Genomic DNA, 22,475 nt, shown 5'->3' with positions numbered 1-22,475 from the left:
GGGTGACCACCACCGTCTGCGTGCCCGACGCCGGGTTCGCCGACCGGCTGCGCGCCGTCGCCCCCGAGGCAGAGGTCGTCGTCTGGGACGGTCACGCGGAGCCGCCGCCCGGGCTGGACCGGGTGTCGGTCGTCGTCCCGCCGTACCCGAAGGCGGGCTGGACGGCCGAGCAGTTCACCCGGCTGCCGGCGGCCGCCGTGCTGCAGGTGCTCTCGGCCGGCACCGAGGCGTGGCTGCCGCTCGCGCCGCCGGGGCTGACCATCTGCAACGGCCGCGGCGTTCACGGGTCCTCGACCGCCGAGCTGGCCGTCACCGGGCTGCTGTCGCACTGGCACGCGCTGCCCGCGCTGGCCGAGCAGCAGCGGGCGCACCGCTGGGAACCGGTGCAGGCCGAGACCGCCTGGGGCCGGCACGTGGTCGTCGTGGGCGCCGGTGACATCGCCCGCACCGTCGCGGCGGCGCTGCAGGTGTTCGGTGCCCGCACCACGCTGTGCGGCCGCACCGCCCGCGACGGCGTGGCCGCGGTCGCCGACCTGCCGGAGCTGTGCGCGACCGCCGACGCGCTCGTCCTCGCCGTCCCGCTGGACGACGCGACCCGCGGGCTCGTCGACGCCGCGCTGCTGGCCCGGCTGCCCGGCTCCGCGGTGGTGGTCAACGTGGCCCGCGGGCCGATCGTGGACACCGCCGCCCTGCTCGCCGAGCTGGTGTCCGGGCGCCTGCGGGCGGTGCTGGACGTGACCGACCCCGAGCCGCTGCCGGCCGACCACCCGCTGTGGGCGGCGCCGGGGCTCGTGCTCACCCCGCACGTCGGCGGCGGCGCCGTCGGCTGGCGGGACCGCGCCGGGCAGCTGGTCGCCGACCAGGTGTGCCGGTGGCTCGACGGCCGGCCGCTGGAGAACGTCGTCCGGCCCGGCACCGCAACGACCAGCGACGCACCGACCGGAGGAGGGACCCGATGACCCGGGCAGAGGACCAGGTGCTCACCCCCCGCCCGCTGGGCCGCACCGGGCTGTCGGTGCCGCCGCTGTGCATCGGCACCAGCGCCATCGGCAGCATCCCGCGCATCTACGGCTACGAGGTCGCCGACGACCAGGCACTGGAGACGCTGCGGGCGGTGTTCGCCGGCCCGATCCGGTTCATCGACACCTCCAACAGCTACGGCGCCGGGGCCAGCGAGCAGCGCATCGGCGCGGCGCTGCGGGAGATCGGCGGCCTGCCGCCGGGCTTCCTGCTCAGCACCAAGGTCGACCCGGCGCCCGGCAGCGACGACTTCTCCGGCGCGCGCGTGCGGGCCTCGCTGGCCGAGAGCAGCGAGCGGCTAGGGCTGACCGACCTGCCGGTGGTGCACCTGCACGACCCGGAGAAGATCGGCTTCGAGGCGGCGATGGCCCCCGGCGGGCCGGTCGAGGCGCTGGTCGCGCTGCGCGAGGAGGGCCGGATCGGCCACCTCGGCGTGGCCGGCGGGCCGGTGGACATGCTGCGCCGCTTCGTCGACACCGGGCTGTTCGAGGTCGTCATCACGCACAACCGGTGGACCCTGCTGGACCGCTCCGCCGAGCCGCTGCTGGCCGACTGCGCCGCGGCCGGGGTGGCGGTGGTCAACGGTGCCCCGTTCGGCGGCGGCATCCTGGTCAAGGGCCCGGCGGCCGCGCCGCGCTACGCCTACCGCGACGTCAGCGACGCCGTCCGGGACAGCGTGCTGGCCATGCAGGAGGCCTGCGACCGGGCCGGCGTCCCGCTGGCCGCGGCGGCCCTGCAGGCCTCCACGCGCGAGCCGCGGATCACCTCGACGATCGTCGGCATCACCCGGCCCGAGCGGCTCGCGCAGACCCTGGACCTGGCCGCCGTCCCGGTGCCCGGGGCGCTGTGGGCCGAGCTGGACGCGCTCACCCCGCCGTCCCGCACGTGGCTGGGATGACCGCGCCGGTGCGGCTGGCCGTCGTCGGCGGCGGCTGGCGCGCGGAGTTCTTCACCCGGCTGGCCGGGCTGCTCCCGGACCGGTTCACCCTCGTCGGGGCCGCGGCCCGCACGCCGGAGACGGTCGAGCGGCTGGGCCGGCAGTGGGGCGTGCCCGCCTACGGGTCCGCGGCGGAGCTCGTCGACGCGCAGCACCCGGAGCTGGTGGTGAGCAGCGTGCCCCGCACCGAGAACCCGCACGTGCTGGCCGACCTCGTCGGGCGCGGGGTGCACGTGCTCACCGAGACCCCGCCGGCCAGCGACGAGGCCGCGCTGGCCGCGCTGTGGTCGTCGCTCGGCGCCCGCGACCTGGTGCACGTCGCCGAGCAGTACCCGTCGATGCCCACGCACGCCGCGCGCCAGGAGGTGGTGCGCCGCGGGCACATCGGCCGACCCACCTCGGTGCAGGTCTCCTCCACCCACGACTACCACGCGGTCGCGCTCATGCGCCGGCACCTGGGCGTCGGCCTCGGCCCCACCCGGGTGTCGGCCACCTCGCTCACCGCGCCGCTGGTCGACCCGCTGCGCCGCTCGGGCTGGACCGACGACCCGGAGCCGAAGGAGGCCGCCACGGTGCTGGCCACGATCGACTTCGGCGACGGGGCCTCCGGGCTCTACGACTTCACCGACAACCAGTGGCACAACCGGCTGCGCCGGCGCCGCATGGTGGTCCGCGGCAGCTCCGGGGAGATCGTCGACGACACGGTGGTCGGGCTCGTCGCCGAGCGCACCGTGGTGACCGCCACGATCGCCCGCTCCCAGCTGGGGCACGACCTCAACCTCGACGGCGCCGACACCGAGCACCTGTCGCTGGGCATGGAGGTGCTCTGGCGCAACCCGTTCCTGGGCCTGCGGCTGATGGACGAGGAGATCGCCATCGCCTCGGTGATGGTCGACGCGGCCGGGTGGGCCCGGGACGAGGGGCCAGGGCCCTACCCCCTCGCCGACGCCTGCCACGACCACCTGGTGTCGCTGGCCGTGCACCGGTCGCTGGCCACCGGCGCACCGGTCGACACGCCCCTCCCGCCGTGGGCGCGGTGACCCCGCCCGCCCTGGTCTGCCTGGGCGAGACGATGGCGCTGGTGGCCAGCAGCCGCCCCGGGCTGCTGCGGCACCAGCGCGAGCTGCTGCTGGGCACCGGTGGCAGCGAGTCCAACGTGGCGATCGCGGCCAGCCGGCTGGGCACCGCGACGGCGTGGACCGGGCGGGTGGGCGACGACGAGCTGGGTGAGCTGGTGCTGCGCGACCTGCGGGCCGAGCAGGTGCACGTGCAGGCCACCGTCGACCCGCAGCGGCCCACCGGGCTGATGGTCAAGGAGCGGCGCAGCGCCGAGGCCTCCCGGGTCTGGTACCACCGCACCGGCAGCGCCGGCTCCGCCCTCGACGTCGCCGACCTGGACCGCGGCCTGGTCGAGGGGGCCGGCGTGCTGCACGTCAGCGGCATCACCTTCAGCCTGTCCGCGCAGGCCCGCGACACCGCCCGCACGGCCGTGGACTGGGCGCGGGCCGCCGGCGTCGCGGTGTCGCTGGACCTCAACTACCGGAGCCGGCTGTGGGGCGTCGAGGAGTACGCGGCGACGCTGGGCGAGCTGCTGCCCGACGTCGACGTCGTCTTCGGGTCTCCGCACGAGTTCGCCCCGCTCGTGGGCGAGGGTGAGCCGCGCGCGCAGCTGGAGCGGATGACCGCCCGCGGCCCGGCCGAGGTGGTGCTCAAGCTCGGTGCCGAGGGTGCCTGCGCGCTGGTGGACGGTGAGCTCCTCAGCTCCCCCGCCGTGCCCGTGCAGGTCGTCGACACCGTCGGCGCCGGCGACGCCTTCGTCGCCGGCTGGCTGGCCGAGCGGCTGGCCGGGCTCGCCCCGGCCGACCGGCTGCGCACCGCCGTCGGCTGCGGCGCCCTGGCCTGCACCGTCGAGGGCGACTGGGAGGGCTCCCCCACCCGCCGCGAGCTGGCCGCGCTGGGCCGCGGGGACGACGCCGTCCAGCGTTGAGGGGCGGCCGCCCCGGGCGTCCCCGGGGCGGCCGGATTCAGATCCGCTCGACGGCCAGCCCGAGCACCGCGGCGACCACCTCGAAGCGGCGGGTCAGGTCGCCGGTGGCCAGCACCGCGTGGTGCGAGGGCAGCCGCTCGACGAAGCGCGGTCCGTCGGCGACCCGCAGCACGGCGCCGTTGAGGCAGTCGGAGTCGGAGTACTGCGCGTAGTCGTCCAGCCGGGCACTGGCCAGGGTCACGGTGTCCATCGTCGACGCCAGCTTGAGGATGGTGGTGGCCCCGGTGGCGAAGCGGGCGTCGAGGGCGTGGGCGTTCGGGTCGACGATCTCCAGCACCCGCGGGCGCACCGTCCACTCCGTGGCGAACGACTGCGGCACCACCCCGAAGAAGCCGCAGTGCGCAGCCAGCACGCAGTCCTGGGGGTCGGCGACGTCGGGGAAGTACGGGATCCGCTCGTGCTGCAGCGCCGCCCCGCCCATCAGGAACGGGTAGAGGTTGCTCATCATCACCGGCACGCGCAGCGACTCGTAGGTGAGGTACTGGGTGATCATCGAGGTCAGGTCGGCCTCGCACCCCCACATCAGGCCGCGCTCCTCGAACAGCAGGTTCCAGGCCAGGCACGGGGTGGTGTTCGACGTCGCCGACTCGTTGAGGCAGTTGATCCCGGCCGCGATCACACCCGGGGTCTCGTCCAGCTCGTCGGACAGCGCGACGTAGAGCTGCAGCGCCGCGTCCCGCGCCGGCGTGCTCACCCCGACCATCGGCACCGAGCTGCCCAGCCGCGCCACGTGCTCGGCCACCCGGGCCGGGGACACGGCCGCGGCCCGCGCGGCGAGCTCGCGGTAGCTGCGCCGCTCGACGGTGACGCCGAAGGTGTCGGTGAGCGCCTCGACGCAGCTGTCCTCCCACCAGAAGAACCGCTTGAAGATGTCCGGCTGCTTCCCCGCGCCCAGGTCGTCCTGGTAGGCCAGCATCACCCCGCTGGCCAAGTTCTCCTTGGTCTGCAGCGCGCGGCAGACGTCGGTGAACTCCTCCAGCGACGTGGGGGCGACCGTGTCGACGCCGCGGCGGCGCAGGAAGTCGCGGATCTCCCAGTCCCACATGGAGACGGTGCCGAACTCCGACGTCACCAGCAGGACGGGCACCGGGATGCGGCGGAACTCCTCGACCATCCGGTAGGCCCGGCCGTTCATGTCCGGCACCACCACCGCCGCGGCGTCGGCGGGAACGGCGTCCCGCACGTGCTGCCCCGGCAGCCAGGTCACCGCGTCGCCGGCCAGCCGCTGCAGGTGCCGCAGCTGCGTCCAGTAGGCCTCGGCCGGCTCGTCGTCCAGGTGGACCGGGAGCAGGGCCGGGGTCACCGGGTCACCGGGGTGTCGAAGAAGTCGCGGTCGTCCTCGGCGAGGTGCTCCCGTGCTGCCTCCGCGTTGATCGTGACCCCCAGGCCCGGTCGGTCCCACACCTCGATGTGGCCGTCGACCACGATCGGGTCGGGCAGCCCCTCGACCACGTCGTACCACCAGGACGGGCTGGCCACCGGGTACTCGAAGGCGATGAAGTTCGACGGCAGGGTCGCCCCGACCTGCACGTGCGCGGCCAGGCCGATCAGCCCGTCCCAGACGCCGTGCGGGGCGATCGAGATGCCGTGCAGGTCGGCGTGCTCGGCGATCCACTTGAGCTCGGCCAGCCCGCCGACGTCGGCGGGGTCGGGCCCGATCACCCGCACCGCGCGGCGCTCGATGAGCTCCATGAAGTTCTGCCGCAGGTACAGCTGCTCGCCGGTGTGGATCGGGACCGTGGTGCTCATCGTGACGTCCCGGTAGGTGCCGGCGTCGGTGTAGGGCGTGTAGTCACCGGTCAGCAGGTCCTCCAGCCACATCAGGTCCAGGTGCTCCACCTTCCGGGCGAAGCGGACGGCGTCGGCCACGCTCCACCCCGGTCCGCAGTCCAGCGCCAGGCCGATGCCGTCGCCGAGCACCTCCTTGACCGCCTCGACGCAGGCCACGGCGTGCGCCATCCCCCGCTCGGTGAGCACGCCGGCGTCGGGGTGCGGCGGCCCGGTGCGCGGGTCGCCGTAGAAGAAGCCGGGGGTGGAGGCGGCCATCGGCCCGTGGAAGCCGATGCCCTCCTTGACGATGGTGAAGCCCTCGGGCGCGGCCTTCATGTACGCCGCCGCGGCCGCGTAGTCCTCCGGGTCGTAGCCGGTCATCGGCGCGCGGACACCGCCGTTGTAGACCCGCACCCGGTCGCGCACCTTGCCGCCCAGCAGCTTGTACACGGGGAGTCCGGCGGCCTTGCCGGCCAGGTCCCACAGCGCCATCTCGATGGCGCTGACCGCGCTCCCCCACGGCTTGGCCGCGCCCATCCGCCGGATGCGCAGCATGACCCGCTCCACGTCGGTGGGGTCCTGCCCCAGGATGTAGGGCTCGTAGTGCAGCACGATCGGCTTGAGCCACGGCTTGTAGGCCTCGACCTGGCCGAAGCCGTCGATGCCCTCGTCGGTGGTGATCCGCACCGTGGGGTTGGCCCCCAGCAGCGCGCACCTGAGCCCGGTGATCCTCATCGGTCCGCCGGCACGGCGTTGGCGGCGGTGACCCGGGCGTACCCGCGGCCGCTGTCCTTCACGGTGCGCCGCTGGGTGTCGTAGTCGACGTGCACGAGGCCGAAGCGGCGGGTGTACCCGAACGCCCACTCGAAGTTGTCCAGCAGCGACCAGACGAAGTAGCCGCGCAGGTCCACCCCGCAGGCGATGGCGCGCAGAGCGGCGCGGAAGTGGCCGTCCAGGTAGGCGGTGCGCTCGGGGTCGTGCACGGCGCCGTCCTCGCTCACCACGTCGTCGAAGGCCGCACCGTTCTCGGTGACGTACAGCGGCGGGGCGTCGTACCTCGTGGAGACGTACCCCAGGACGTCGACCAGCCCGTCGGGGTCGATCTCCCAGCCCATGTGCGTCCGCGGGCGGCCGGTGCCCACCTTCACCACCTGCTCGGCACCCACCCAGCCGGTGTCGCCGCGGCCCTCGTCGTCCGGGCCGGTGCGGGCCCGCACCACGTGCCGGCTGTAGTAGTTGACGCCCAGCACGTCCAGCGGCTGGGCGATCAGCTCCTCGTCCCCGGCCTGCACGAAGTCCCGTCCGGCCGCCGGCGCCACGTCGTCGAGGACGTCGGCGGGGTAGGCGCCGCGCAGCAGCGGGTCGAGGAAGAGCCGGTTGCAGATGCCGTCGACCCGCCGCGCGGCGTCGGCGTCGGCGGCCGAGTCGGTGGCCGGGTCGGTCGGGTAGAGGTTGAGCGTGATGCCGTAGCGCAGGTCCGGGCGGGCCGCGCGCATCGCCTGCACCGCCATCCCGTGACCCAGCATCAGGTGGTGGGCGGCGTGCACCGCGGCACCGGGCTCGCGGCGGCCGGGGGCGTGCTGGCCGCCGGCGTACCCGCGGAAGGCCGAGCACCAGGGCTCGTTGTGCGTCGTCCAGTCCGGGACCCGGTCGGCGAAGCGGGCGTGCACGGCCACGGCGTAGTCGGCGAACCGGGCGGCGGTGTCGCGGGCCGGCCAGCCACCGGCGTCCTCGAGGGTCTGCGGCAGGTCCCAGTGGTAGAGCGTGGCCCACGGCGCGATGCCCCGGCCGTGCAGCTCGTCGAGCAGCCGGTCGTAGAACGCGACGCCCTCGGGGTTCAGCGCGCCGCTGCCGGTGGGCTGCAGCCGCGGCCAGGCGAAGGAGAAGCGGTAGGTGCCGGTGCCGAGCTCGGCCATCAGGCCGACGTCCTCGGCGTAGCGGTGGTAGTGGTCGTCGGCGACCGCGCCCGACGACCCGTCGGTGATCGTGCCGGGGGTGGCGGCGAAGGTGTCCCAGATGGACACCCCGCGGCCGCCCTCGCCGACGGCGCCCTCGATCTGGTAGCTGGCGGTCGCCGTGCCCCAGCGGAAGCCGGCGGGGAAGGTCAGGGGCTCGCTCACGTCGGTCTCCTCGACTCAGTACAGCCAGTGGGTGCTGCTGGGCACCAGGGCGTCGATCTCGGCCCACAGCTCGTCGGGCACCGGCTGGCTCGCCTGCTCGACGACGTCGGCGACCCGCTCGGGCCGGGAGAAGCCGACGACGGTGGAGGTGACCCGGGGGTCGCGGGTGGAGAACTGCACGGCCGCGGTGGCCAGCGGCACGCCGTGCCGGGCGCAGGCGGCCTCGATCGCGCGGACGGCGTCCACCACCTCGGCGGGCGCCTCCTTGTAGGCGTACCGGGTGGTCGCCGCGGCGCCCCGGGCGAGGATGCCGCCGCCGTAGACCGCGGCGTTGAGCACGCCCAGGCCGCGGTCGGCGGCGACGGTGAGCAGCTCGTCGGCCGAGCGGTCGACGAGGGTGAACCGGTTGTGGGTGATCAGCGCCTCGAACAGCCCGGTCTCCACGTAGCGGCGCATCAGGTCGACCGGCCCGCCGGCCACGCCGATGTGGGCGGCCAGTCCCTCCTCGCGCAGCCGCACGAGCTCCCGCACGGGCCCGCCCTCGGCCATGCCCTCCTCGAAGCTGATGTGCTCGGGGTCGTGCAGGAACAGGAGCTCGATGCGGTCCAGCCCGAGGCGCTCGAGGCTCTCGGCGATCGAGCGGCGGACCCGGGCGGCGGAGAAGTCGTTGCCCGGCCCGCGGTCGATCTTGGTGGCCAGCACGAAGCCCTCGGGCAGACCACCGGCCTGGGCGAGCGCCGCCCCGATCCGGCGCTCGCTGTCGCCGCCGCTGTAGTTGTTGGAGGTGTCCAGGAAGCGGATCGGCCCCTCGAGCACGCGCAGCACGGTGTCGACGCCCTGCTGGGCCGGCACCTCGTAGCCGAAGTTGCCCGGCATGCTGCCCAGCGGACCGCCACCGGCGCAGAGGGCCGAGACGGTGAGCCCGGTGCTGCCCAGCGGGCGCAGCCAGTCGGCGGGCAGGTCGGTCACCGGTCGGCCTGCAGGGAGACGACGAGCCCGTCGGCGTCGACGACGCGGTCTGTGCCCACGGCTGCCGCACCGGCGGTGACGAGCCGGGACGTGAGTCCGGCCGGGTCGTCGTCGGTGAGCCCGATCGACCCGAAGCCGAGCAGGCCGGGCTGGGTGGTGTCCGGGCCGGCGGTGGTGTCGATGCCGTAGGCGAAGAGCTCCAGGACGCTGTCGCCGGCGTGCAGGTAGGTGATCTCGAAGCCGCGGGGGTCGTCGGCGCGGACCAGCTGCCCGGCGACGCCGAAGCCGAGCTGGTCGCGGTAGAGCTGCACCGAGCGGGCGGGGTCGGCGACGGTGATCGCCACGTGGTCGAACCGTGGGGTGGTCGGCGTGGGCCGGGCGTGCTCGGCGTCCACCAGCCCCTGGTCGACGACCCGGTCGTACTGCAGCCGGCCCTGGACGAACTCGAGCAGCGTGCCGTCCGGGTCGAAGAAGAAGGTGATGTGCACCCCGCCCGGGACGTCCTTGGGGCGCTTGTGGAACCGCACCCCGGCGTCGTCGAGGCGGGCGGCCCGCTCGTCGAGGTCACCGACCTTGAACCCGACGTGCCGGAAGCCGCGCGAGGTGTCGTCGGGCGACCAGCCGCTGTCGACCCCCGCCGAGCCGGCCTCGGTCAGCCGCAGGACGCCGGGCCCGGCGGAGAGCCACGCCTGCCCGGGCTCGGCCGTCTCGAGGGGCACCAGGTCCAGGTGGGTGCGGTAGAAGTCGACCGAGCGGGCCAGGTCGCGGACGGTCAGGTCGACGAACTGGATGGGGTGTGGCTGCACGTCGGTGCGTCCTCTCCGGGCCTCGTCCCCGGTCGCGACGGTGCGGCCGGGGCACGGTGCGGGTGCGCGAGGAGCGGGCCCGTCCGCACCGCCGACGCTATGAGCCAGGTCACGGAACTGTCAAGCACCGGCTGGACGCGTCCACGTACGTGGACGGACGACGGACGGCCTGCCATCCTGGGGCGATGGAGACCGCGCCGACGACCGCCCCGACGGAGGACGCTGCTGCCGGGCCGCAGATGGTGAAGTCGGCCGAGCGCTCGGTGCGGCTGCTGGAGATGCTGGCCGCGTCCGAGCACCGGCCCACCCTGGCCGAGCTCGCCGTCAGCAGCGGGATCCCGAAGTCCAGCCTGCACGTGCTGCTGCGCACGCTGACCCAGGCCGGCTGGGTGGAGCAGGCCGGCGCCGGGTTCGGCATCGGCCCGCGGGCGCTGATCTGCGGCACCGCCTACCTCGACCGCGACCCGGCGCTGCCGCTGGGCATCGAGGCGATCGAGTCGCTGCGCACCGAGGTCGGCTACACCTCCCACTACGGCCGGCTCGACGGGTCGAACGTGCTGTACCTGGCCACCCGCGAGGCGACCGCCCCGGCGCGGCTGGTGTCCCGGGTCGGCCGGGTGCTGCCCGCACACCTCACCGCACTGGGCCTGGCACTGCTGGCCGACCGCACGGAGGCCGAGATCGACCGGGTCGTGCCCGCGGAGCTCACCCCGCTGACGCCGCACTCGGTGGTGGACCGGGCCGAGCTGACCGCCGCGGTCGGCCGGGCGCGCACTGCGGGCGTCGCGGTGGAGCGGGAGCAGAACTCCGAGGGCATCTGCTGCGTCGCCCGCGCAGTCGGCTACCGGATCCCGGCCACCGACTCGATCAGCTGCTCGCTGCCCCTGGCGCTGGCCACCGACGAGGAGCTCGGCCGGGTGTCGGCGGTGCTGGAGCGCACCGCCGTCGGCCTGGAGTCCGCACTGCGCCGGGCCGGCGTGCGCTGAGCCGGCCTCAGCGCCCGGGCAGCCGTCCTGCCAGGTAGCCGGCCGTCCGGCTCTCCGGCGCCTCAGCCACCTGCTCGGGCGTGCCGGCCACGACGATCCGCCCACCGGCGTCCCCGGCCCCTGGTCCGAGGTCGAGCACCCGGTCCGCACCCGCGACGACGTCCATGTCGTGCTCGACCACCACGACGGTGTTGCCGGCGTCGACGAGCTGGTGGAGCTGGCGCATCAGGAGCGCCACGTCCGCGGGGTGCAGCCCGGTGGTCGGCTCGTCGAGCAGGTAGAGGGTGTGCCCGCGCCGGGCGCGCTGCAGCTCGCTGGCCAGCTTGACCCGCTGCGCCTCCCCGCCGGACAGCTCGGTCGCCGGCTGCCCCAGGCGCAGGTAGCCCAGCCCCACCTCCTGCAGCGTGCGCAGGCTCATCACCACCGACGGCAGGTCGGCGAGGAACCCGGTGGCAGCCTCGACGGTCAGGTCGAGCACCTCGGCGATGTTCCTGCCGCGGTGGGTGACCTCCAGCGTCTCGGCGTTGTAGCGCGCGCCGTGGCAGGTCGGGCAGGGCGCGGAGGTGCCGGGCAGGAAGAGCAGCTCGACGGCGACGACGCCCTCGCCCTGGCAGGTGGGGCAGCGCCCCTCCGCCACGTTGAAGGAGAACCGGCCGGCGCCGTAGCCGCGTGCCCGGGCCTCGTCGGTGGCGGCGAAGAGCTTGCGGACGGCGTCGAACAGGCCGGTGTAGGTGGCCAGGTTCGACCGCGGGGTGCGCCCGATCGGCTTCTGGTCCACCCGCACCAGCCGGTCGACGGCGTCCAGCCCCTCGGCGCGCACCGGGGCGACCGCGTCGTCGTCCGGGGCGTCGTCGTCGGACTCGGGGTCGGGCTGGGGTCCGACGTGCTGGGCGACGACGTCGGCGAGCACCTGGCTGACCAGCGTCGACTTCCCCGACCCGGAGACGCCGGTGACCGCGGTGAAGACGCCGAGCGGGAAGTCCGCGTCCACGCCGCGCAGGTTGTGCCGGTCGACGCCGAGCAGCCTGATCCAGCCGGTGGGCTCCCGCCGGGTCCGGACGGCGGGCCGCTCGGTGTCGAAGAGGTGCGGCCGGGTCACCGACTCCTCGACCTCGGCGAGCCCGGCGACCGGGCCGCTGTAGAGCACCCTCCCGCCCCGCTCCCCCGCGAGCGGGCCGACGTCGACGATCCAGTCGGCGCGGCGGGCCAGCGCCATGTCGTGCTCGATGACGAACAGCGAGTTGCCGGCCGCGACGAGGGCGTCCAGGACGTCGAGCAGCGGCTCGGCGTCGGCCGGGTGCAGCCCCGCGGACGGTTCGTCGAGGACGTAGACGACGCCGAACAGACCCGACCGCAGCTGGGTGGCGATCCGCAGCCGCTGCAGCTCCCCCGGCGACAGCGTGGGCGTCGTCCGGTCGAGGCTGAGGTAGCCCAGGCCCAGCCGGGTGAGCACCTCGATGCGGGCGACGAGGTCGGTGGTGATCCGGACGGCGACCTCGCCCTCGGCCCCCGATGCCCGGAGGGTCTCGGCCAGCGCGGTCAGCGGCTGGGCGGCGAGCTCGGCGACGTCCCGCCCGGCGAAGGTGACGGCCAGGGACTCCGGCCGCAGCCGGCGCCCGCCGCAGACCGGGCAGGGCGAGGTGCGCACGAACCGCAGCGCCCGCTGGCGCATCGTCGGGCTCTTGGTGTTGGCGAGGGTGTGCAGCACGTAGGCGCGGGCGCCGGTGTAGCGGCCCTGGTAGTCGCGCTGCACCTGGTCGACGCCGCGCACCGGGTGCACGGTGACCTCGGGCTGCTCGTCGGTGAACAGGATCCAGTCGCGCTCGGCCTGCGGCATGTCCCGCCACGGCCGGTCGACGTCGTGGCCGAGCTCCACGAGGATGTCACGCAGGCTCTTGCCGTACCAGGCGCCGGGCCAGGCGGCGATCGCGCCGTCCCGGATGCTGAGCGAGGGGTCGGGCACCAGGGTGTCCTCGGTGACCACGTGCACCCGGCCCAGGCCCGAGCACTCCGGGCAGGCGCCGGCGGCGGTGTTGGGCGAGAAGGCGTCGGAGTCCAGCCGCTCGGCGCCCGGCGGGTAGCTGCCCGCGCGGGAGAGCAGCATCCGCAGCGAGTTCGACAGCGTCGTGACGGTGCCGACGGTGGAGCGGCTGCTGGGCACCCCGCGGCTCTGCTGCAGCGCGACCGCGGGCGGCAGGCCGGTGATCTCGTCGACGACCGGGGCGCCGACCTGCTGGATGAGCCTGCGGGCGTAGGGGGCGACGGACTCGAAGTACCGGCGCTGCGCCTCCGCGTAGATGGTGCCGAAGGCGAGCGAGGACTTCCCCGAGCCGGAGACGCCGGTGAAGACCACCAGGGCGTCGCGCGGGACGTCGACGTCGACGTTGCGCAGGTTGTGCTCCCGGGCCCCGCGGACCCGGACGGAGGAGTCAGCCCGCTCGTCGATCACGGCCCCAGCCTGACCTCCGCCCTCGCGCCGGCAGCACCCGGGCCGTTCCGCGGGATCAGCCCAGCGGGACGCACAGCTGGTCCGTCGTCCCCGGGCAGAGTGAACCGACGGTGAGCGGCCCGAGGGTGACCGGCCGCTTGCCGACCTGGAGACCGGAGACCCGCAGCTGCAGGGTGCGGAACACGTCGCTGCGCCCCTTGGGGGTCGCTGCGGAGAACGCCTGGTCCAGCACGACGTACCCGGTGATGCGGGGCTGTTCGTAGTTCCCGGCCTGGAAGCTGTCCGAGGGCGACCACACGCCCCCAGGGCACGGCGTGCTGGCCCGGCCCGCCTGGAAGAAGAAGCCGAGCCGACCCGGGAGCGGGGGCGTGCCCGCCGTGGGCTCGACGGTGAAGGTGCCGTGCACCGCGGCCACCGGCGCCTCGATCACCACGGGCAGGTACTGCAGCACGGACCCGTCGGCCTGGCAGGTGTCGAAGTGCGGGACCCGGTCCGGCGCCACGGTGCCCTCCAGCGGCTTCGTGTCGACGACCAGGTCGGCGAGCGCCGGGCTGCCGGGCGGGCCCGGGTCGGTCAGCCCCACGTGGACCACCGTCGTGCTCACCGGGGGCGGCGGGGCGGCGTCCACGGTCCGCACTGGGGGCGGCGGCGCGGCTGCGGCCTCGGGTGCCTGGGTGAGGTGGTGCACGCCGATCAGGACGGCGGTCAGTGCGACCACCACCGCGACGGTGCCCGCGCCGACGCCCAGCCACCGGGTCCACCGGGACGGCGGCGCGCTGTCGTCCTCGTGGTCGGCCGCACCGGGCCACCAGTCCTGTGTCGTCATCCCCGCCCCCGTCCGGTCGCCGCGGAGTCGATCACGCGGCGCAGCGGAACGCCAGGACGCCGTCCTGGCGCGGGTCGCCGCCCGGTGCGCGCGCTGGGCGCCGGCTGTGCGCGCGGCGGCCGTCCGTTCCGGGACCCCGGCGGTCACCGATGAGTTCCGTCGTCCGGGAGGGTCCACCCCGACGTACCCACTCGCACCGCTGACGGGAGACCCACCGTGACCACCCCCGCCCATCCCGGGCGCATGTTCTTCGTGACCCTGCCCGTGGCCGACGTCGCGCGCAGCCGGGCGTTCTTCACCGCGCTCGGCTTCACCTTCGACGAGAGGTTCTCCGGCGAGGGCGCCGCCTGCATGCAGGTCGGCGAGCAGGCCAGCGTGATGCTGGGGAGTCACGAGACCTTCGCGCAACACTCGAAGCTGCCGATGGCAGACCCGAGGACGCACGCGCTGGCGCTGTACTCCTTCGACGTCCCGGCCCGGGAGGACGTCGACCGGGTCGTCGACACCGCGCTCGCGGCCGGCGCCGTCGAGGCGGACCCCCTCGAGGACCTCGGCTTCATGGTCTCGCGCAGCTTCTTCGACCTGGACGGCCACGGCTGGCAGGTCATGTGGACGGACCCGGCCGCAGCGCAGCCCGACGCCGAGCCGGCCGCGCAGGGCGCCGGCGTCTGAGTCCGTCCGGCCGGCTCGTGGTGCCACCCGCACCACGAGCCGGCCGGACCCCTCGCGCAGGGCCGTCGTGGCGGTCGTCGTCGTGGTCGGCCGCCCGCGACCGGGCGCCACCCCGGTGACCTGCGCTGCCCGGGACCCCGTGCCGCCGGCCGGAGAGCCGGACCGGTCGATGCGACGCGGTCACCCGGCCGGGTGACCGGACGCGCGAACGAGACCGGTTCGGCCGCTTCCACGCCGATGGATGGGCATGGGAGCAACCGTGACGCCGACCGGGGAGCTGACGCGCGCCATCGTCGACGCGACGACCGCCCTGGTCATGCTGATCGGTGAGGACGGCCGGATCCTGCTCGCCAACCCCGCCATGCAGGCCTTCACCGGCCAGCCGGAGAGCGAGCTGCTCGGCCGCCTGTTCTGGGAGGTCTACGTGACCCCGGAGGACATCCCGCGGGCGCGGCAGGCCGTGGGCGCGGCGCTGATCGGCGGGGCGTCCTTCCTCGACGAGGGCACCTGGTTCCGCGGTGACGGCGTCCGGCGGCGGGTGTCCATGCAGAACAGCGTGGTCACCGACGAGACCGGCCGGCCGCACGGCATCGCCGTGGTGGCCATCGACGTCACCGAGCAGCGCCAGCGCGAGGCCCTCGTGCAGCGCCGGGCCACCACCGACGCCCTCACCGGCACTTGGAACCGCGGCGTCCTGTTCGACGCCCTGCAAAAGCAGCTGGCCCCGGGCATCGGGCCCGGCTGCGCCCTGCTGTTCTGCGACATCGACCACTTCAAGGCGGTCAACGACCAACACGGCCACGCCCGGGGTGACCAGCTGCTCGTGGAGGTCGCCTCCCGGCTGCTCGAGCTCGCCGGACCCGACGACCTGGTCGCGCGCTTCGGCGGCGACGAGTTCGTCGTGCTGGTGCCGGACGTCGCCGCGTCGGAGCTGGCGGCACTGGTCGACCGGGCCCGGGCCGGGATGGGTCTCCCCCTGCAGGGTGCGACCGCCTCGCTGCCCTTCAGCGTCAGCATCGGTGGCGCCCACGGCCGTCCCGGCGACGACCCGGACCACGTCCTGGCGATGGCCGACCAGTCGATGTACCGCCGCAAGCGCCGCCGTACCTGACCCGCTCGCGCGCCGCGTCCTGGCGCTGGGGCCGGACCGCCTGGAGCGATGGTGGCGGGCCGGGGACCTCCACGGGTGCCACGAGGTGCGCCCTCGGTCAGGGCAGCCGGTAGTCCAGGTGCAGGACGGGGCCGGACTCGTCGTGCTCGATCGTCAACGTGCCGCGCAGTCCGGACAGCTGACCGGTCCCCGTGCCGGGGAGCACCACCCCTGACGGCGAGGGAGCGCCGTCGTCGACCACGCCGCTGTGCTGCAGGACGAAGGTGCCGGCACGCCCGTCGAGCGCGCCGGTGACCAGCTCGAGAGCCGAGTAGCCGACCGGCGCCTCGCCCACCCCGGCCGAGGTCATCGACACGACGCTCGTGCCGGCGAGCGCGCCGGTGAACTTCTTGCGCAGCGTGGCCCGGCCGAAGGCCACGGGGCCGGCGTCGCCGAGCTCCAGGGGTGAGGGGTCCGGTTCCCAGCCGGTCACCTCGAAGCGGACCTCCACGAACGGCATGACGCTCTCCTCATCGACCGGGTGAGGGAGGAGTCTGCTCGCTCCCCGCAGTGGACGGCGAGTGCCCGCCCACGAACTGTGGCTGCGCCGCGCAGCCGGTGCATCTCACGGGGGCGTCGTCGCCGGCTCGGAGGTCGGAGCGCTGACCACGCGCGGGGCCGGGCCGCGGCCGCGCCGTCCCTGGGTCAGGGGCCCTGCTGCTGCGAGGCCTCGGCCAGGGCCCGGTCCGCTGTGGCCCAGACCGGCGGGAGCGCGGCTCCCAGCTCGCTCCAGCTGGCGAAGGTGCTGGCGCTCATCCGGTGCCGGGTGGCGTCCACCACCGACGTGTGTGCCGGGCCGCGGACGAAGGCGCGCAGGGCGTCGGCGTCACCCCACACCGACAGGGTCGACAGCGTCGCCCGGACGAGGTCGGCCCGGGCGGTGTGGCCGGCCAGGCCGGCCGAGGCCCCGATCCCCTGCCACAGCTCCTGCGTCGCACGCAGCACCCCAGGGAGGTGGCGGTGGTGCGTCACGGTGAAGCGCGTGGCCAGCACCAGGTACTCGCGGGAGGGGTCGAGCGGGCCGTGGGGAGTCCAGGGGAACGCGGGCATCAGGGCTCTTCTCGCTGGAGGTGGGGTCGTGTGCGACCGGTCGTGGTCGGCGTCGCCGGAGCGACCGCCGACCCGCCGCCTGCCCGCAGGACAGCTAGACCGCGTGCAGTCGCTGGCCCACGTCGTGGGCGACCAGCTGGTGGAGTCGAGCCCGGGTGACCTCGTCCCGGGGCGTGTAGACCATCATCCGCGCGCCACCGGACAGCTCCCCGGCCTGGAACCGCTGCAGCTCCAGGTGCAGGTCGCCGACGGGTGAGCGGAAGTCCTTGGCCGGCATCCCGCGGTCCATGACGTCGTGGCGGCGCCACAGCGTCTCGAACTCCGGCGACGCCTCGCGCAGCCGGCGGACCAGCTCGGTCCACAGCGGGTCGTCGAGGTGCGCGGCGAGCCCCGCGCGGAGGTTGGCGACCAGGTGTGCCCCCGCCTCCGGACGGCGGTTGAGGCAGACGTCGCGCCAGTAGGGGTGGGTGAAGAACAACCAGAGCTGGTTGCGCTGGCCCGGGTCGATCGAGTCGAGGTCGCCGCCGAGCGCGTTGAAGGCGCGGTTGTAGCCGAGGATCTCGTACCGCGGGGAGAGCACCACCGTCGGGAAGGGGTCCAGCTGGTCCAGGACCGCCTGGGCCGCCTCCCCCACGACCTCGCAGTTCTTCGCGGCCGGCGCGACGACGGTGACCCCGGCGAGCTGGAAGAGGTGCCAGCGCTCCTGGGTGTCCATCCGCAGCGTGCGGGCGATCGCCTCGAGCACCTGCACCGAGACGTTGATGTCCCGGCCCTGCTCCAGCCACGTGTACCAGGTGACGCCGACCCCGGCGAGGAGGGCGACCTCCTCCCGGCGCAGGCCCGGCGTGCGCCGCCGTCCACCGCTGGGCAGCCCGACGTCGTCCGGGGTCACCCGCTCCCGGCGGGTGCGCAGGAAGTCGGCGAGCTCGGTGCGCCTGGAGACCGTCACGGGGTGATGATCGCGGCTGCACAGCCGGTCAGCCAGGGGTCTGGCAGTACCAGGATCGACAGGCTCTCACCACCAGCATCCGCGCGGCCCCACGCTGACCCGCATGAGTCAGGACACCTCCCTCCCGACGGTCGCGCCACCGGCTGCGGAGCCCCGCCGGATGCACCCGATCGCCCTCCTCGCCACGCTGGCCGCCGCCGTCGTCCCGGTCATGTCGGTGTTCAGCGTCAACGTCGCGCTGCGCCAGATCGGCGTCGAGCTCGGCGCCTCGGCCGGCACGCTGCAGCTGGTGGTGGCCGCCTACGGCGTGGTCTACGCCGCGCTGGTCGTGATCGGTGGCCGACTGGGCGACTCGTTCGGCCGGAAGCGGATGCTGCTGATCGGCTTGGCCACGTTCGCCGTGACCAGCCTGCTCTGCGCCGTGGCGCAGGACCCCGGCCAGCTCGTCGCCGCCCGGTTCCTGCAGGGCCTGTCGGCCGCTGCGCTGTCCCCGCAGGTGCTGGCGAGCATCCACGCCAACTCCGAGGGCCACCACCGCGCCCGGGCACTGGGCCTGTTCGCCGCCACCGCCGGGCTCTCCAGCTCGCTGGCGTTCCTGGTCGGTGGGAGCCTGGCCGGCTCCGACCTGGGCTGGCGCTCGGTGTTCTGGATCAACACCCCGGTCGCGCTGCTGGTGATGATCGGCGTCGCCCGCTACCTGCCCGAGACCAAGGCCCCCACCCGGACGGCGCTGGACTGGACCGGCGCCGCCCTGCTGGGTGCGGCGATGACCCTGCTGATCTTCCCGCTGACCGAGGGGCGCGCCACCGGCTGGCCGCTGTGGACCTGGATCTGCCTGGTCGCCGCGCCGGTGGCCCTGGCCGCGCTGGTGTGGTGGCAGGTGCGGCTGCAGCGCCGGGGCAGTCTGCCCCTGCTGCCGCCGGAGCTGTTCGCCTTCCGCACGGTGCGGATCGGCCTGCTGGTCGCGGCACCGGTGTTCATCACCTTCGGCGGCTTCATGTTCGTCTACGCGTTCCTGGCCGGCACCCACGGGCTGTCGCCGCTGCGGATCGGCCTGAGCCTGCTGCCGATGTCGATGGGCTTCTTCGCCGCGTCGATGGCCACGAGCCGGCTGATGCAGCGCTTCGGGGTGAGCGTGCTCGCCGCCGGCGGCGTGCTGACCGCCGCCGGACTCGCCTGGATCGGGCTGGTCGTCGACGGGTTCGGCGCGACGGAGGTCTACTCGATGTGGCGGGTGGCGGCACCGATGGTCGTGGTCGGCGTCGGTGTCGCCCTGCTGTGGTCGCCGCTGATGGGCGTCATCCTCAGCCAGGTGCACGGCCACCTCGCCGGCCTCGGCGGCGGACTGCTGCTCACCGTCATGCAGGCGTCGCTCGGCTTCGGCTCGGCGGTGGTGGGCTCGATCTACTTCGGGCTGGGCGCCGAGCACGCGTTCCGCTGGACGGCGTTCATCCTGGCCGCGGTGATGCTCGTGGTCACGCCGCTCACCCAGCTGCTGCGGCCCCGCGCCTGAGCAGGGCGGCTCGGGTCACGGGGCGTGCCAACCCGCCGTGCCCCGAGCCGCCCGCGTCGCCCCGACCAGGACGACGGCCACCAGGCCGCACGCCACCGCGAGGGCGGTCGCCGGACCGGGACCGAGCACCAGCAACGTCCCGACCAGCGCGCCGCCGAGCATCGCGACCACGGCGGCGAGTCGCCGCAGGGCGGTGCGCCAGTCCTTCGTGCGGACGTCGGCGGCGATGCCGGTGAGCGTCATGGTGAGCACCGTCGTGGTCAGGTCCGGGACCGCCAGCGCGCGCACCACCGCGTTCTGCAGCCCGAGTGCGACGGCAGCGCAGGCGACGACGACGTCCACCGGCACCGCCCCGTACGGCTGGTCGCCGACGGCCAGGACGACCGCGCCGGCGACCAGCAGGACCAGTTCCGCCGCGACCGCGTTGCGCAGCAGGACGCCACGGTGGCCCCGGTGTCGGGCGACGAGCGTGCCGCCGACCGCGGCGCCGGAGAGGAAGCCCACCAGCGCGATCACCGACGCCTGGAGGGAGAAGCCCGGCGCCCCACCGAGGGCGAAGCCGATGAAGACGACGTTGCCGGTCATGTTCGCCACGAAGACCCGGCCCAGCGACAGGATGCTGACCGCGTCGACCAGGCCGGTGAAGACGGTGAGCACGAGCAGCAGCGCCGGCAGCGGACCGTGCCGCGGGTGGCTCAGGTAGTCGGCGTACCACCGCCGTCGGCCCCGGTCGTCGGACACAGCTGGCTCCTGGAGGTGGACGGGAACGCCGGACGATCGGTCATCGTCCACCACCGCGGGCGGCTCCCGCTCTCGACGTCCTCAGCTGGGCTGGTCGCCCAGCGCACGGGCGGCCTCGGCGATGTCGCTCGCGGCGAGGGTCGAGACGTCGTCCCGGTCCAGGTCGTCGACGCTCCGGCCCTCGCGGGTCAGCCGGAGGGCCTGCCGGTTGAGCGACTGCTCGAACAGGGTGCGGGCGAAGCGCGCGTTGCCGGACTCCTGGTCCGACGTCAGGCCACCGAGCGTGCGGCGCAGCGTCGCCGCGGCACCGTGCTCCAGGACGTACTCGTGCTGGAGGACGACGCCGGTGAAGATGGCCTCGAGCTCGGCGGTCGAGTAGTCGGGGAACTCGATCTCCCGGGCGAAGCGCGAGCGGAGACCGGGATTGGAGGCCAGGAACGCCTCCATCAGCTGGGGGTAGCCGGCCACGATGACCACCAGGCGGTGCCGGTGGTCCTCCATCCGCTTGAGCAGGACCTCGATCGCCTCCGGGCCGAAGTCCACCCGGCCGTCGGAGTCCGGGGACAGCGAGTAGGCCTCGTCGATGAACAGGACGCCGTCGAGCGCCTTGCGGATGACGCGGTCGGTCTTGATCGCCGTCGACCCGACGTACTGCCCGACCAGGCCGGCCCGGTCCACCTCCACCAGGTGGCCCTTCTGCAGCAGGCCGACCGCCCGGTACATCTCGGCCAGCAGCCGGGCGACCGTGGTCTTGCCCGTGCCCGGGTTGCCGAGGAACACCAGGTGCTGGGACGTCGCCGCCTCGGGCAGGCCGACCTCCTTGCGGCGCGCCTGCACCTGCAGGAAGGCGACCAGCGCCTGCACCTGCTCCTTGACCGCCTCGAGCCCGATGAGGGCGTCGAGGTCGGCTTGGATCTCCGCGAGCGGACGGGCAGGCCCGGGGCGGCCACCGAAGAGGTCGTTCAACAGGTCGTCGACACCGCGGATGCCGGGGCGCGGGAGCTGCTCGCCCAGACGGCCGACGGTCTCGCGGAGGTCGTCCAGCGACTTGCGGTTGGACGGCATCCCACGAGCGTAAGCGCGCCTGGGTCAGCAGGCTGGTCGTGAGCTGCTCCACGCCGGTGCAACCGTGGCGTGGAGCCGCACCGTGGACGCCGGAGCGAGACCTCTCTCCCCTCGCGGACAGCTGATCATCGGGCTCACCGTCCGTGGTCCAGTGGGCGCCTGCCCCCGTCGGGTCAGCACCCCGGCTCAGGTCTGGGCTGTCGCCCGCGGGTCACGAAGACTCCCGCTCATGTACAGCGGGTTGGCGCCGGTCGTGATGACCCTCGACGCGGACTGTCACCGGTGCCCCACCGTCCTGGCGAGCGGGGACCGCGCATGGCGGGTCACTGCCGGGGAGGCCGAACGGGCGTGGCTCTGCACGACGTGCGCGCGTCCTCTCGCGACCAGTCGCCCGGGCCTGTCCGCGGAGCTGGAGGCCATGCGCCGGATGCTGACCGAGCCCGTCGTCCAGACGGCACGGTCGAGGCCGGCGCCCAGGATCCCGGCGGGGGCCCCACTGCCCGTGCAGATGACCACGATGCCGCGGCGGGCAGTCCCGCCCACCGTGCGCAGGTGGCGCTGGTCGCTGGCCCTCAGCCTCGTCATCGTCTTCGCCACGTCAGCACTGAGTGCAGCGGGTCCCGTCGGACGGGCGGTCGCGATCGTCATCGGTCTGCCGGCGGTCGCCGTGTTCTGGGTGTCGGTCATCGGACTCCCGCTCGCGAGCCTCCACGCCCGCTGGACGTCACGGCGCGCGCTCGCACCGGAGCGGTGGCCGGCGCGCGGATCGATGTCCTGGGACGCCGCCCCCACCCTGCGGCGCACCGCTGCCCGCGAGCCCGTCCGCGTCACGGGCGCCGAGGACAACTGGGTGAAGGGAGTCCGCGGCGAGCAGGCGGTCGGGGCAGCACTCATCGCCACCGGCCTGCCGGTCCTGCACGACCGTCGCCTGCGGGTGGGGTCCGCCGCGAACATCGACCACCTGGTCGTGGCCGCCGACGCGGTGTACGTCGTCGATGCCAAGAACCTGGCCGGATCGCTGTCCACGACCAACGGCCGGCTGCGCATCGGCGGCCGTGACGGAGGGAGGCTGCTCGCCGGCGTCCGCCGTCAGGCCCAGGAGGTCACGACGGCCCTGGCCAGACTGGGAGTCAGTGCGCCGGTGCGGCCGGTGCTCTGCCTGACCGGTCCCGCCAGGCCCAGCGGCGTGCAGCTGGTCGAGGGCGTCCTGCTGGGCACACCGGAGTCGGTCCGATCGGTCCTGGAGCTGCCCGGTCTGCTGGAGTCCACGGCCCAGGCGCGGATCGCAGACCTGCTGGCCTGGGCCTTCCCTCCTGCCGCGGAGGACCGGAGGCCGAGTCTGACTCGGCCCGCGACCTGAGACGGTCGGCGCCGTCCCACGCCTGCAACCAGGCGTTGGACAGCG

21 protein-coding genes are annotated in these 22,475 nt (G+C 74.5%); 9 read left to right on the top strand and 12 right to left on the bottom strand.

Features of this window, described 5'->3' with window-relative positions:
* The first annotated feature begins 2 nt into the window (after nucleotides 1-2).
* The 4 genes from KUM42_RS17520 to KUM42_RS17505 are packed head-to-tail and all read left to right on the top strand — an operon-like array spanning nucleotide 3 to nucleotide 3,944.
* Nucleotides 3-959 (top strand): NAD(P)-dependent oxidoreductase, encoded by a 957-nt coding sequence (locus KUM42_RS17520; RefSeq protein WP_237493804.1) that lies wholly within the window; start codon nucleotides 3-5, stop codon nucleotides 957-959.
* On the top strand, nucleotides 956-1,918 hold the full coding sequence (locus tag KUM42_RS17515) for an aldo/keto reductase (RefSeq protein WP_237493803.1): 963 nt from the start codon (nucleotides 956-958) through the stop codon (nucleotides 1,916-1,918). The genes KUM42_RS17520 and KUM42_RS17515 overlap by 4 nt, the downstream gene beginning before the upstream one ends.
* Nucleotides 1,915-2,997 (top strand): Gfo/Idh/MocA family protein, encoded by a 1,083-nt coding sequence (locus KUM42_RS17510; protein WP_237493802.1) that lies wholly within the window; start codon nucleotides 1,915-1,917, stop codon nucleotides 2,995-2,997. The genes KUM42_RS17515 and KUM42_RS17510 overlap by 4 nt, the downstream gene beginning before the upstream one ends.
* Complete coding sequence (locus tag KUM42_RS17505; RefSeq protein WP_237493801.1) at nucleotides 2,994-3,944, top strand: sugar kinase; 951 nt, start codon at nucleotides 2,994-2,996, stop codon at nucleotides 3,942-3,944. The genes KUM42_RS17510 and KUM42_RS17505 overlap by 4 nt, the downstream gene beginning before the upstream one ends.
* A 37-nt stretch (nucleotides 3,945-3,981) precedes the next feature.
* On the opposite strand, the gene KUM42_RS17500 is transcribed toward KUM42_RS17505, so the two are convergent.
* The 5 genes from KUM42_RS17500 to KUM42_RS17480 are packed head-to-tail and all read right to left on the bottom strand — an operon-like array spanning nucleotide 3,982 to nucleotide 9,669.
* Nucleotides 3,982-5,307, bottom strand: coding sequence for a hypothetical protein (locus KUM42_RS17500; protein WP_237493800.1), 1,326 nt, complete (start codon nucleotides 5,305-5,307; stop codon nucleotides 3,982-3,984).
* Nucleotides 5,304-6,509: a mandelate racemase/muconate lactonizing enzyme family protein gene (locus KUM42_RS17495; protein ID WP_237493799.1), complete on the bottom strand. Its 1,206-nt coding sequence runs from the start codon at nucleotides 6,507-6,509 to the stop codon at nucleotides 5,304-5,306. Before KUM42_RS17495 ends, KUM42_RS17500 begins: the two co-directional genes overlap by 4 nt.
* Nucleotides 6,506-7,894: a GH1 family beta-glucosidase gene (locus KUM42_RS17490; protein WP_237493798.1), complete on the bottom strand. Its 1,389-nt coding sequence runs from the start codon at nucleotides 7,892-7,894 to the stop codon at nucleotides 6,506-6,508. The genes KUM42_RS17495 and KUM42_RS17490 overlap by 4 nt, the downstream gene beginning before the upstream one ends.
* A 15-nt stretch (nucleotides 7,895-7,909) precedes the next feature.
* Nucleotides 7,910-8,863 (bottom strand): aldo/keto reductase, encoded by a 954-nt coding sequence (locus tag KUM42_RS17485; RefSeq protein WP_237493797.1) that lies wholly within the window; start codon nucleotides 8,861-8,863, stop codon nucleotides 7,910-7,912.
* On the bottom strand, nucleotides 8,860-9,669 hold the full coding sequence (locus tag KUM42_RS17480) for a VOC family protein (RefSeq protein WP_237493796.1): 810 nt from the start codon (nucleotides 9,667-9,669) through the stop codon (nucleotides 8,860-8,862). Before KUM42_RS17480 ends, KUM42_RS17485 begins: the two co-directional genes overlap by 4 nt.
* 185 nt (nucleotides 9,670-9,854) lie before the next feature.
* Between KUM42_RS17480 and KUM42_RS17475 the strand changes: the two genes are divergently transcribed.
* The gene (locus KUM42_RS17475; protein ID WP_237493795.1) at nucleotides 9,855-10,655 is read left to right on the top strand and encodes an IclR family transcriptional regulator; all 801 of its coding nucleotides are present in this window, start codon (nucleotides 9,855-9,857) and stop codon (nucleotides 10,653-10,655) included.
* A gap of 7 nt (nucleotides 10,656-10,662) precedes the next feature.
* Here the strand turns inward: KUM42_RS17475 and KUM42_RS17470 are convergent, their stop codons facing one another.
* Nucleotides 10,663-13,104 (bottom strand): excinuclease ABC subunit UvrA, encoded by a 2,442-nt coding sequence (locus tag KUM42_RS17470; protein WP_237493794.1) that lies wholly within the window; start codon nucleotides 13,102-13,104, stop codon nucleotides 10,663-10,665.
* Nucleotides 13,105-13,159: 55 nt separating this feature from the next.
* Complete coding sequence (locus KUM42_RS17465) at nucleotides 13,160-13,930, bottom strand: hypothetical protein (RefSeq protein ID WP_237493793.1); 771 nt, start codon at nucleotides 13,928-13,930, stop codon at nucleotides 13,160-13,162.
* 216 nt (nucleotides 13,931-14,146) lie between these two features.
* Between KUM42_RS17465 and KUM42_RS17460 the strand changes: the two genes are divergently transcribed.
* Both KUM42_RS17460 and KUM42_RS17455 read left to right on the top strand, forming a co-directional pair.
* Nucleotides 14,147-14,602: a VOC family protein gene (locus tag KUM42_RS17460; protein ID WP_237493792.1), complete on the top strand. Its 456-nt coding sequence runs from the start codon at nucleotides 14,147-14,149 to the stop codon at nucleotides 14,600-14,602.
* A gap of 247 nt (nucleotides 14,603-14,849) precedes the next feature.
* Nucleotides 14,850-15,713 (top strand): GGDEF domain-containing protein, encoded by an 864-nt coding sequence (locus KUM42_RS17455; RefSeq protein ID WP_237493791.1) that lies wholly within the window; start codon nucleotides 14,850-14,852, stop codon nucleotides 15,711-15,713.
* 97 nt (nucleotides 15,714-15,810) lie between these two features.
* Here KUM42_RS17455 and KUM42_RS17450 read toward each other — a convergent pair whose 3' ends face one another.
* The 3 genes from KUM42_RS17450 to KUM42_RS17440 all read right to left on the bottom strand — a co-directional run bounded on the left by KUM42_RS17450 (nucleotide 15,811) and on the right by KUM42_RS17440 (nucleotide 17,751).
* Nucleotides 15,811-16,212 carry a DUF3224 domain-containing protein gene (locus tag KUM42_RS17450; protein WP_237493790.1) on the bottom strand — a complete coding sequence of 134 codons (402 nt, stop codon included), beginning with the start codon at nucleotides 16,210-16,212 and terminating at the stop codon, nucleotides 15,811-15,813.
* Between the two features lie 185 nt (nucleotides 16,213-16,397).
* Nucleotides 16,398-16,802 carry a hypothetical protein gene (locus tag KUM42_RS17445; RefSeq protein WP_237493789.1) on the bottom strand — a complete coding sequence of 135 codons (405 nt, stop codon included), beginning with the start codon at nucleotides 16,800-16,802 and terminating at the stop codon, nucleotides 16,398-16,400.
* Nucleotides 16,803-16,896: 94 nt separating this feature from the next.
* Nucleotides 16,897-17,751, bottom strand: coding sequence for a helix-turn-helix transcriptional regulator (locus KUM42_RS17440; RefSeq protein ID WP_237493788.1), 855 nt, complete (start codon nucleotides 17,749-17,751; stop codon nucleotides 16,897-16,899).
* A gap of 103 nt (nucleotides 17,752-17,854) precedes the next feature.
* Here KUM42_RS17440 and KUM42_RS17435 point away from each other — a divergent pair, with 103 nt between their 5' ends.
* Nucleotides 17,855-19,264, top strand: coding sequence for an MFS transporter (locus KUM42_RS17435; protein ID WP_237493787.1), 1,410 nt, complete (start codon nucleotides 17,855-17,857; stop codon nucleotides 19,262-19,264).
* Nucleotides 19,265-19,279: 15 nt separating this feature from the next.
* Here the strand turns inward: KUM42_RS17435 and KUM42_RS17430 are convergent, their stop codons facing one another.
* Both KUM42_RS17430 and KUM42_RS17425 read right to left on the bottom strand, forming a co-directional pair.
* On the bottom strand, nucleotides 19,280-20,005 hold the full coding sequence (locus tag KUM42_RS17430; protein WP_237493786.1) for a YoaK family protein: 726 nt from the start codon (nucleotides 20,003-20,005) through the stop codon (nucleotides 19,280-19,282).
* An 81-nt stretch (nucleotides 20,006-20,086) separates the two neighbouring features.
* Nucleotides 20,087-21,070 (bottom strand): AAA family ATPase, encoded by a 984-nt coding sequence (locus KUM42_RS17425; protein ID WP_237493785.1) that lies wholly within the window; start codon nucleotides 21,068-21,070, stop codon nucleotides 20,087-20,089.
* Between the two features lie 508 nt (nucleotides 21,071-21,578).
* Here KUM42_RS17425 and KUM42_RS17420 point away from each other — a divergent pair.
* The gene (locus KUM42_RS17420) at nucleotides 21,579-22,430 is read left to right on the top strand and encodes a nuclease-related domain-containing protein (RefSeq protein ID WP_237493784.1); all 852 of its coding nucleotides are present in this window, start codon (nucleotides 21,579-21,581) and stop codon (nucleotides 22,428-22,430) included.
* Nucleotides 22,431-22,475: the final 45 nt, after the last annotated feature.

The sequence above is a fragment of the Modestobacter sp. L9-4 genome (assembly GCF_019112525.1).
Taxonomy (GTDB): Bacteria; Actinomycetota; Actinomycetes; order Mycobacteriales; family Geodermatophilaceae; genus Modestobacter.
The sequence above is the reverse complement of the archived record's forward strand: the minus strand, read 5'-3'. Positions and strand labels throughout refer to the sequence as shown.

Excerpts from the sequence above, each read along its gene's own strand:
- KUM42_RS17515 (WP_237493803.1), top strand. The coding sequence starts at position 956 with ATGACCCGGGCAGAGGACCAGGTGCTCACCCCCCGCCCGCTGGGCCGC.
- KUM42_RS17510 (WP_237493802.1), top strand. The coding sequence starts at position 1,915 with ATGACCGCGCCGGTGCGGCTGGCCGTCGTCGGCGGCGGCTGGCGCGCG.
- KUM42_RS17495 (WP_237493799.1), bottom strand. The coding sequence starts at position 6,509 with ATGAGGATCACCGGGCTCAGGTGCGCGCTGCTGGGGGCCAACCCCACG.
- KUM42_RS17475 (WP_237493795.1), top strand. The coding sequence starts at position 9,855 with ATGGAGACCGCGCCGACGACCGCCCCGACGGAGGACGCTGCTGCCGGG.
- KUM42_RS17465 (WP_237493793.1), bottom strand. The coding sequence starts at position 13,930 with ATGACGACACAGGACTGGTGGCCCGGTGCGGCCGACCACGAGGACGAC.
- KUM42_RS17455 (WP_237493791.1), top strand. The coding sequence starts at position 14,850 with ATGGGAGCAACCGTGACGCCGACCGGGGAGCTGACGCGCGCCATCGTC.
- KUM42_RS17450 (WP_237493790.1), bottom strand. The coding sequence starts at position 16,212 with ATGCCGTTCGTGGAGGTCCGCTTCGAGGTGACCGGCTGGGAACCGGAC.
- KUM42_RS17445 (WP_237493789.1), bottom strand. The coding sequence starts at position 16,802 with ATGCCCGCGTTCCCCTGGACTCCCCACGGCCCGCTCGACCCCTCCCGC.
- KUM42_RS17435 (WP_237493787.1), top strand. The coding sequence starts at position 17,855 with ATGAGTCAGGACACCTCCCTCCCGACGGTCGCGCCACCGGCTGCGGAG.
- KUM42_RS17425 (WP_237493785.1), bottom strand. The coding sequence starts at position 21,070 with ATGCCGTCCAACCGCAAGTCGCTGGACGACCTCCGCGAGACCGTCGGC.
- KUM42_RS17420 (WP_237493784.1), top strand. The coding sequence starts at position 21,579 with ATGACCACGATGCCGCGGCGGGCAGTCCCGCCCACCGTGCGCAGGTGG.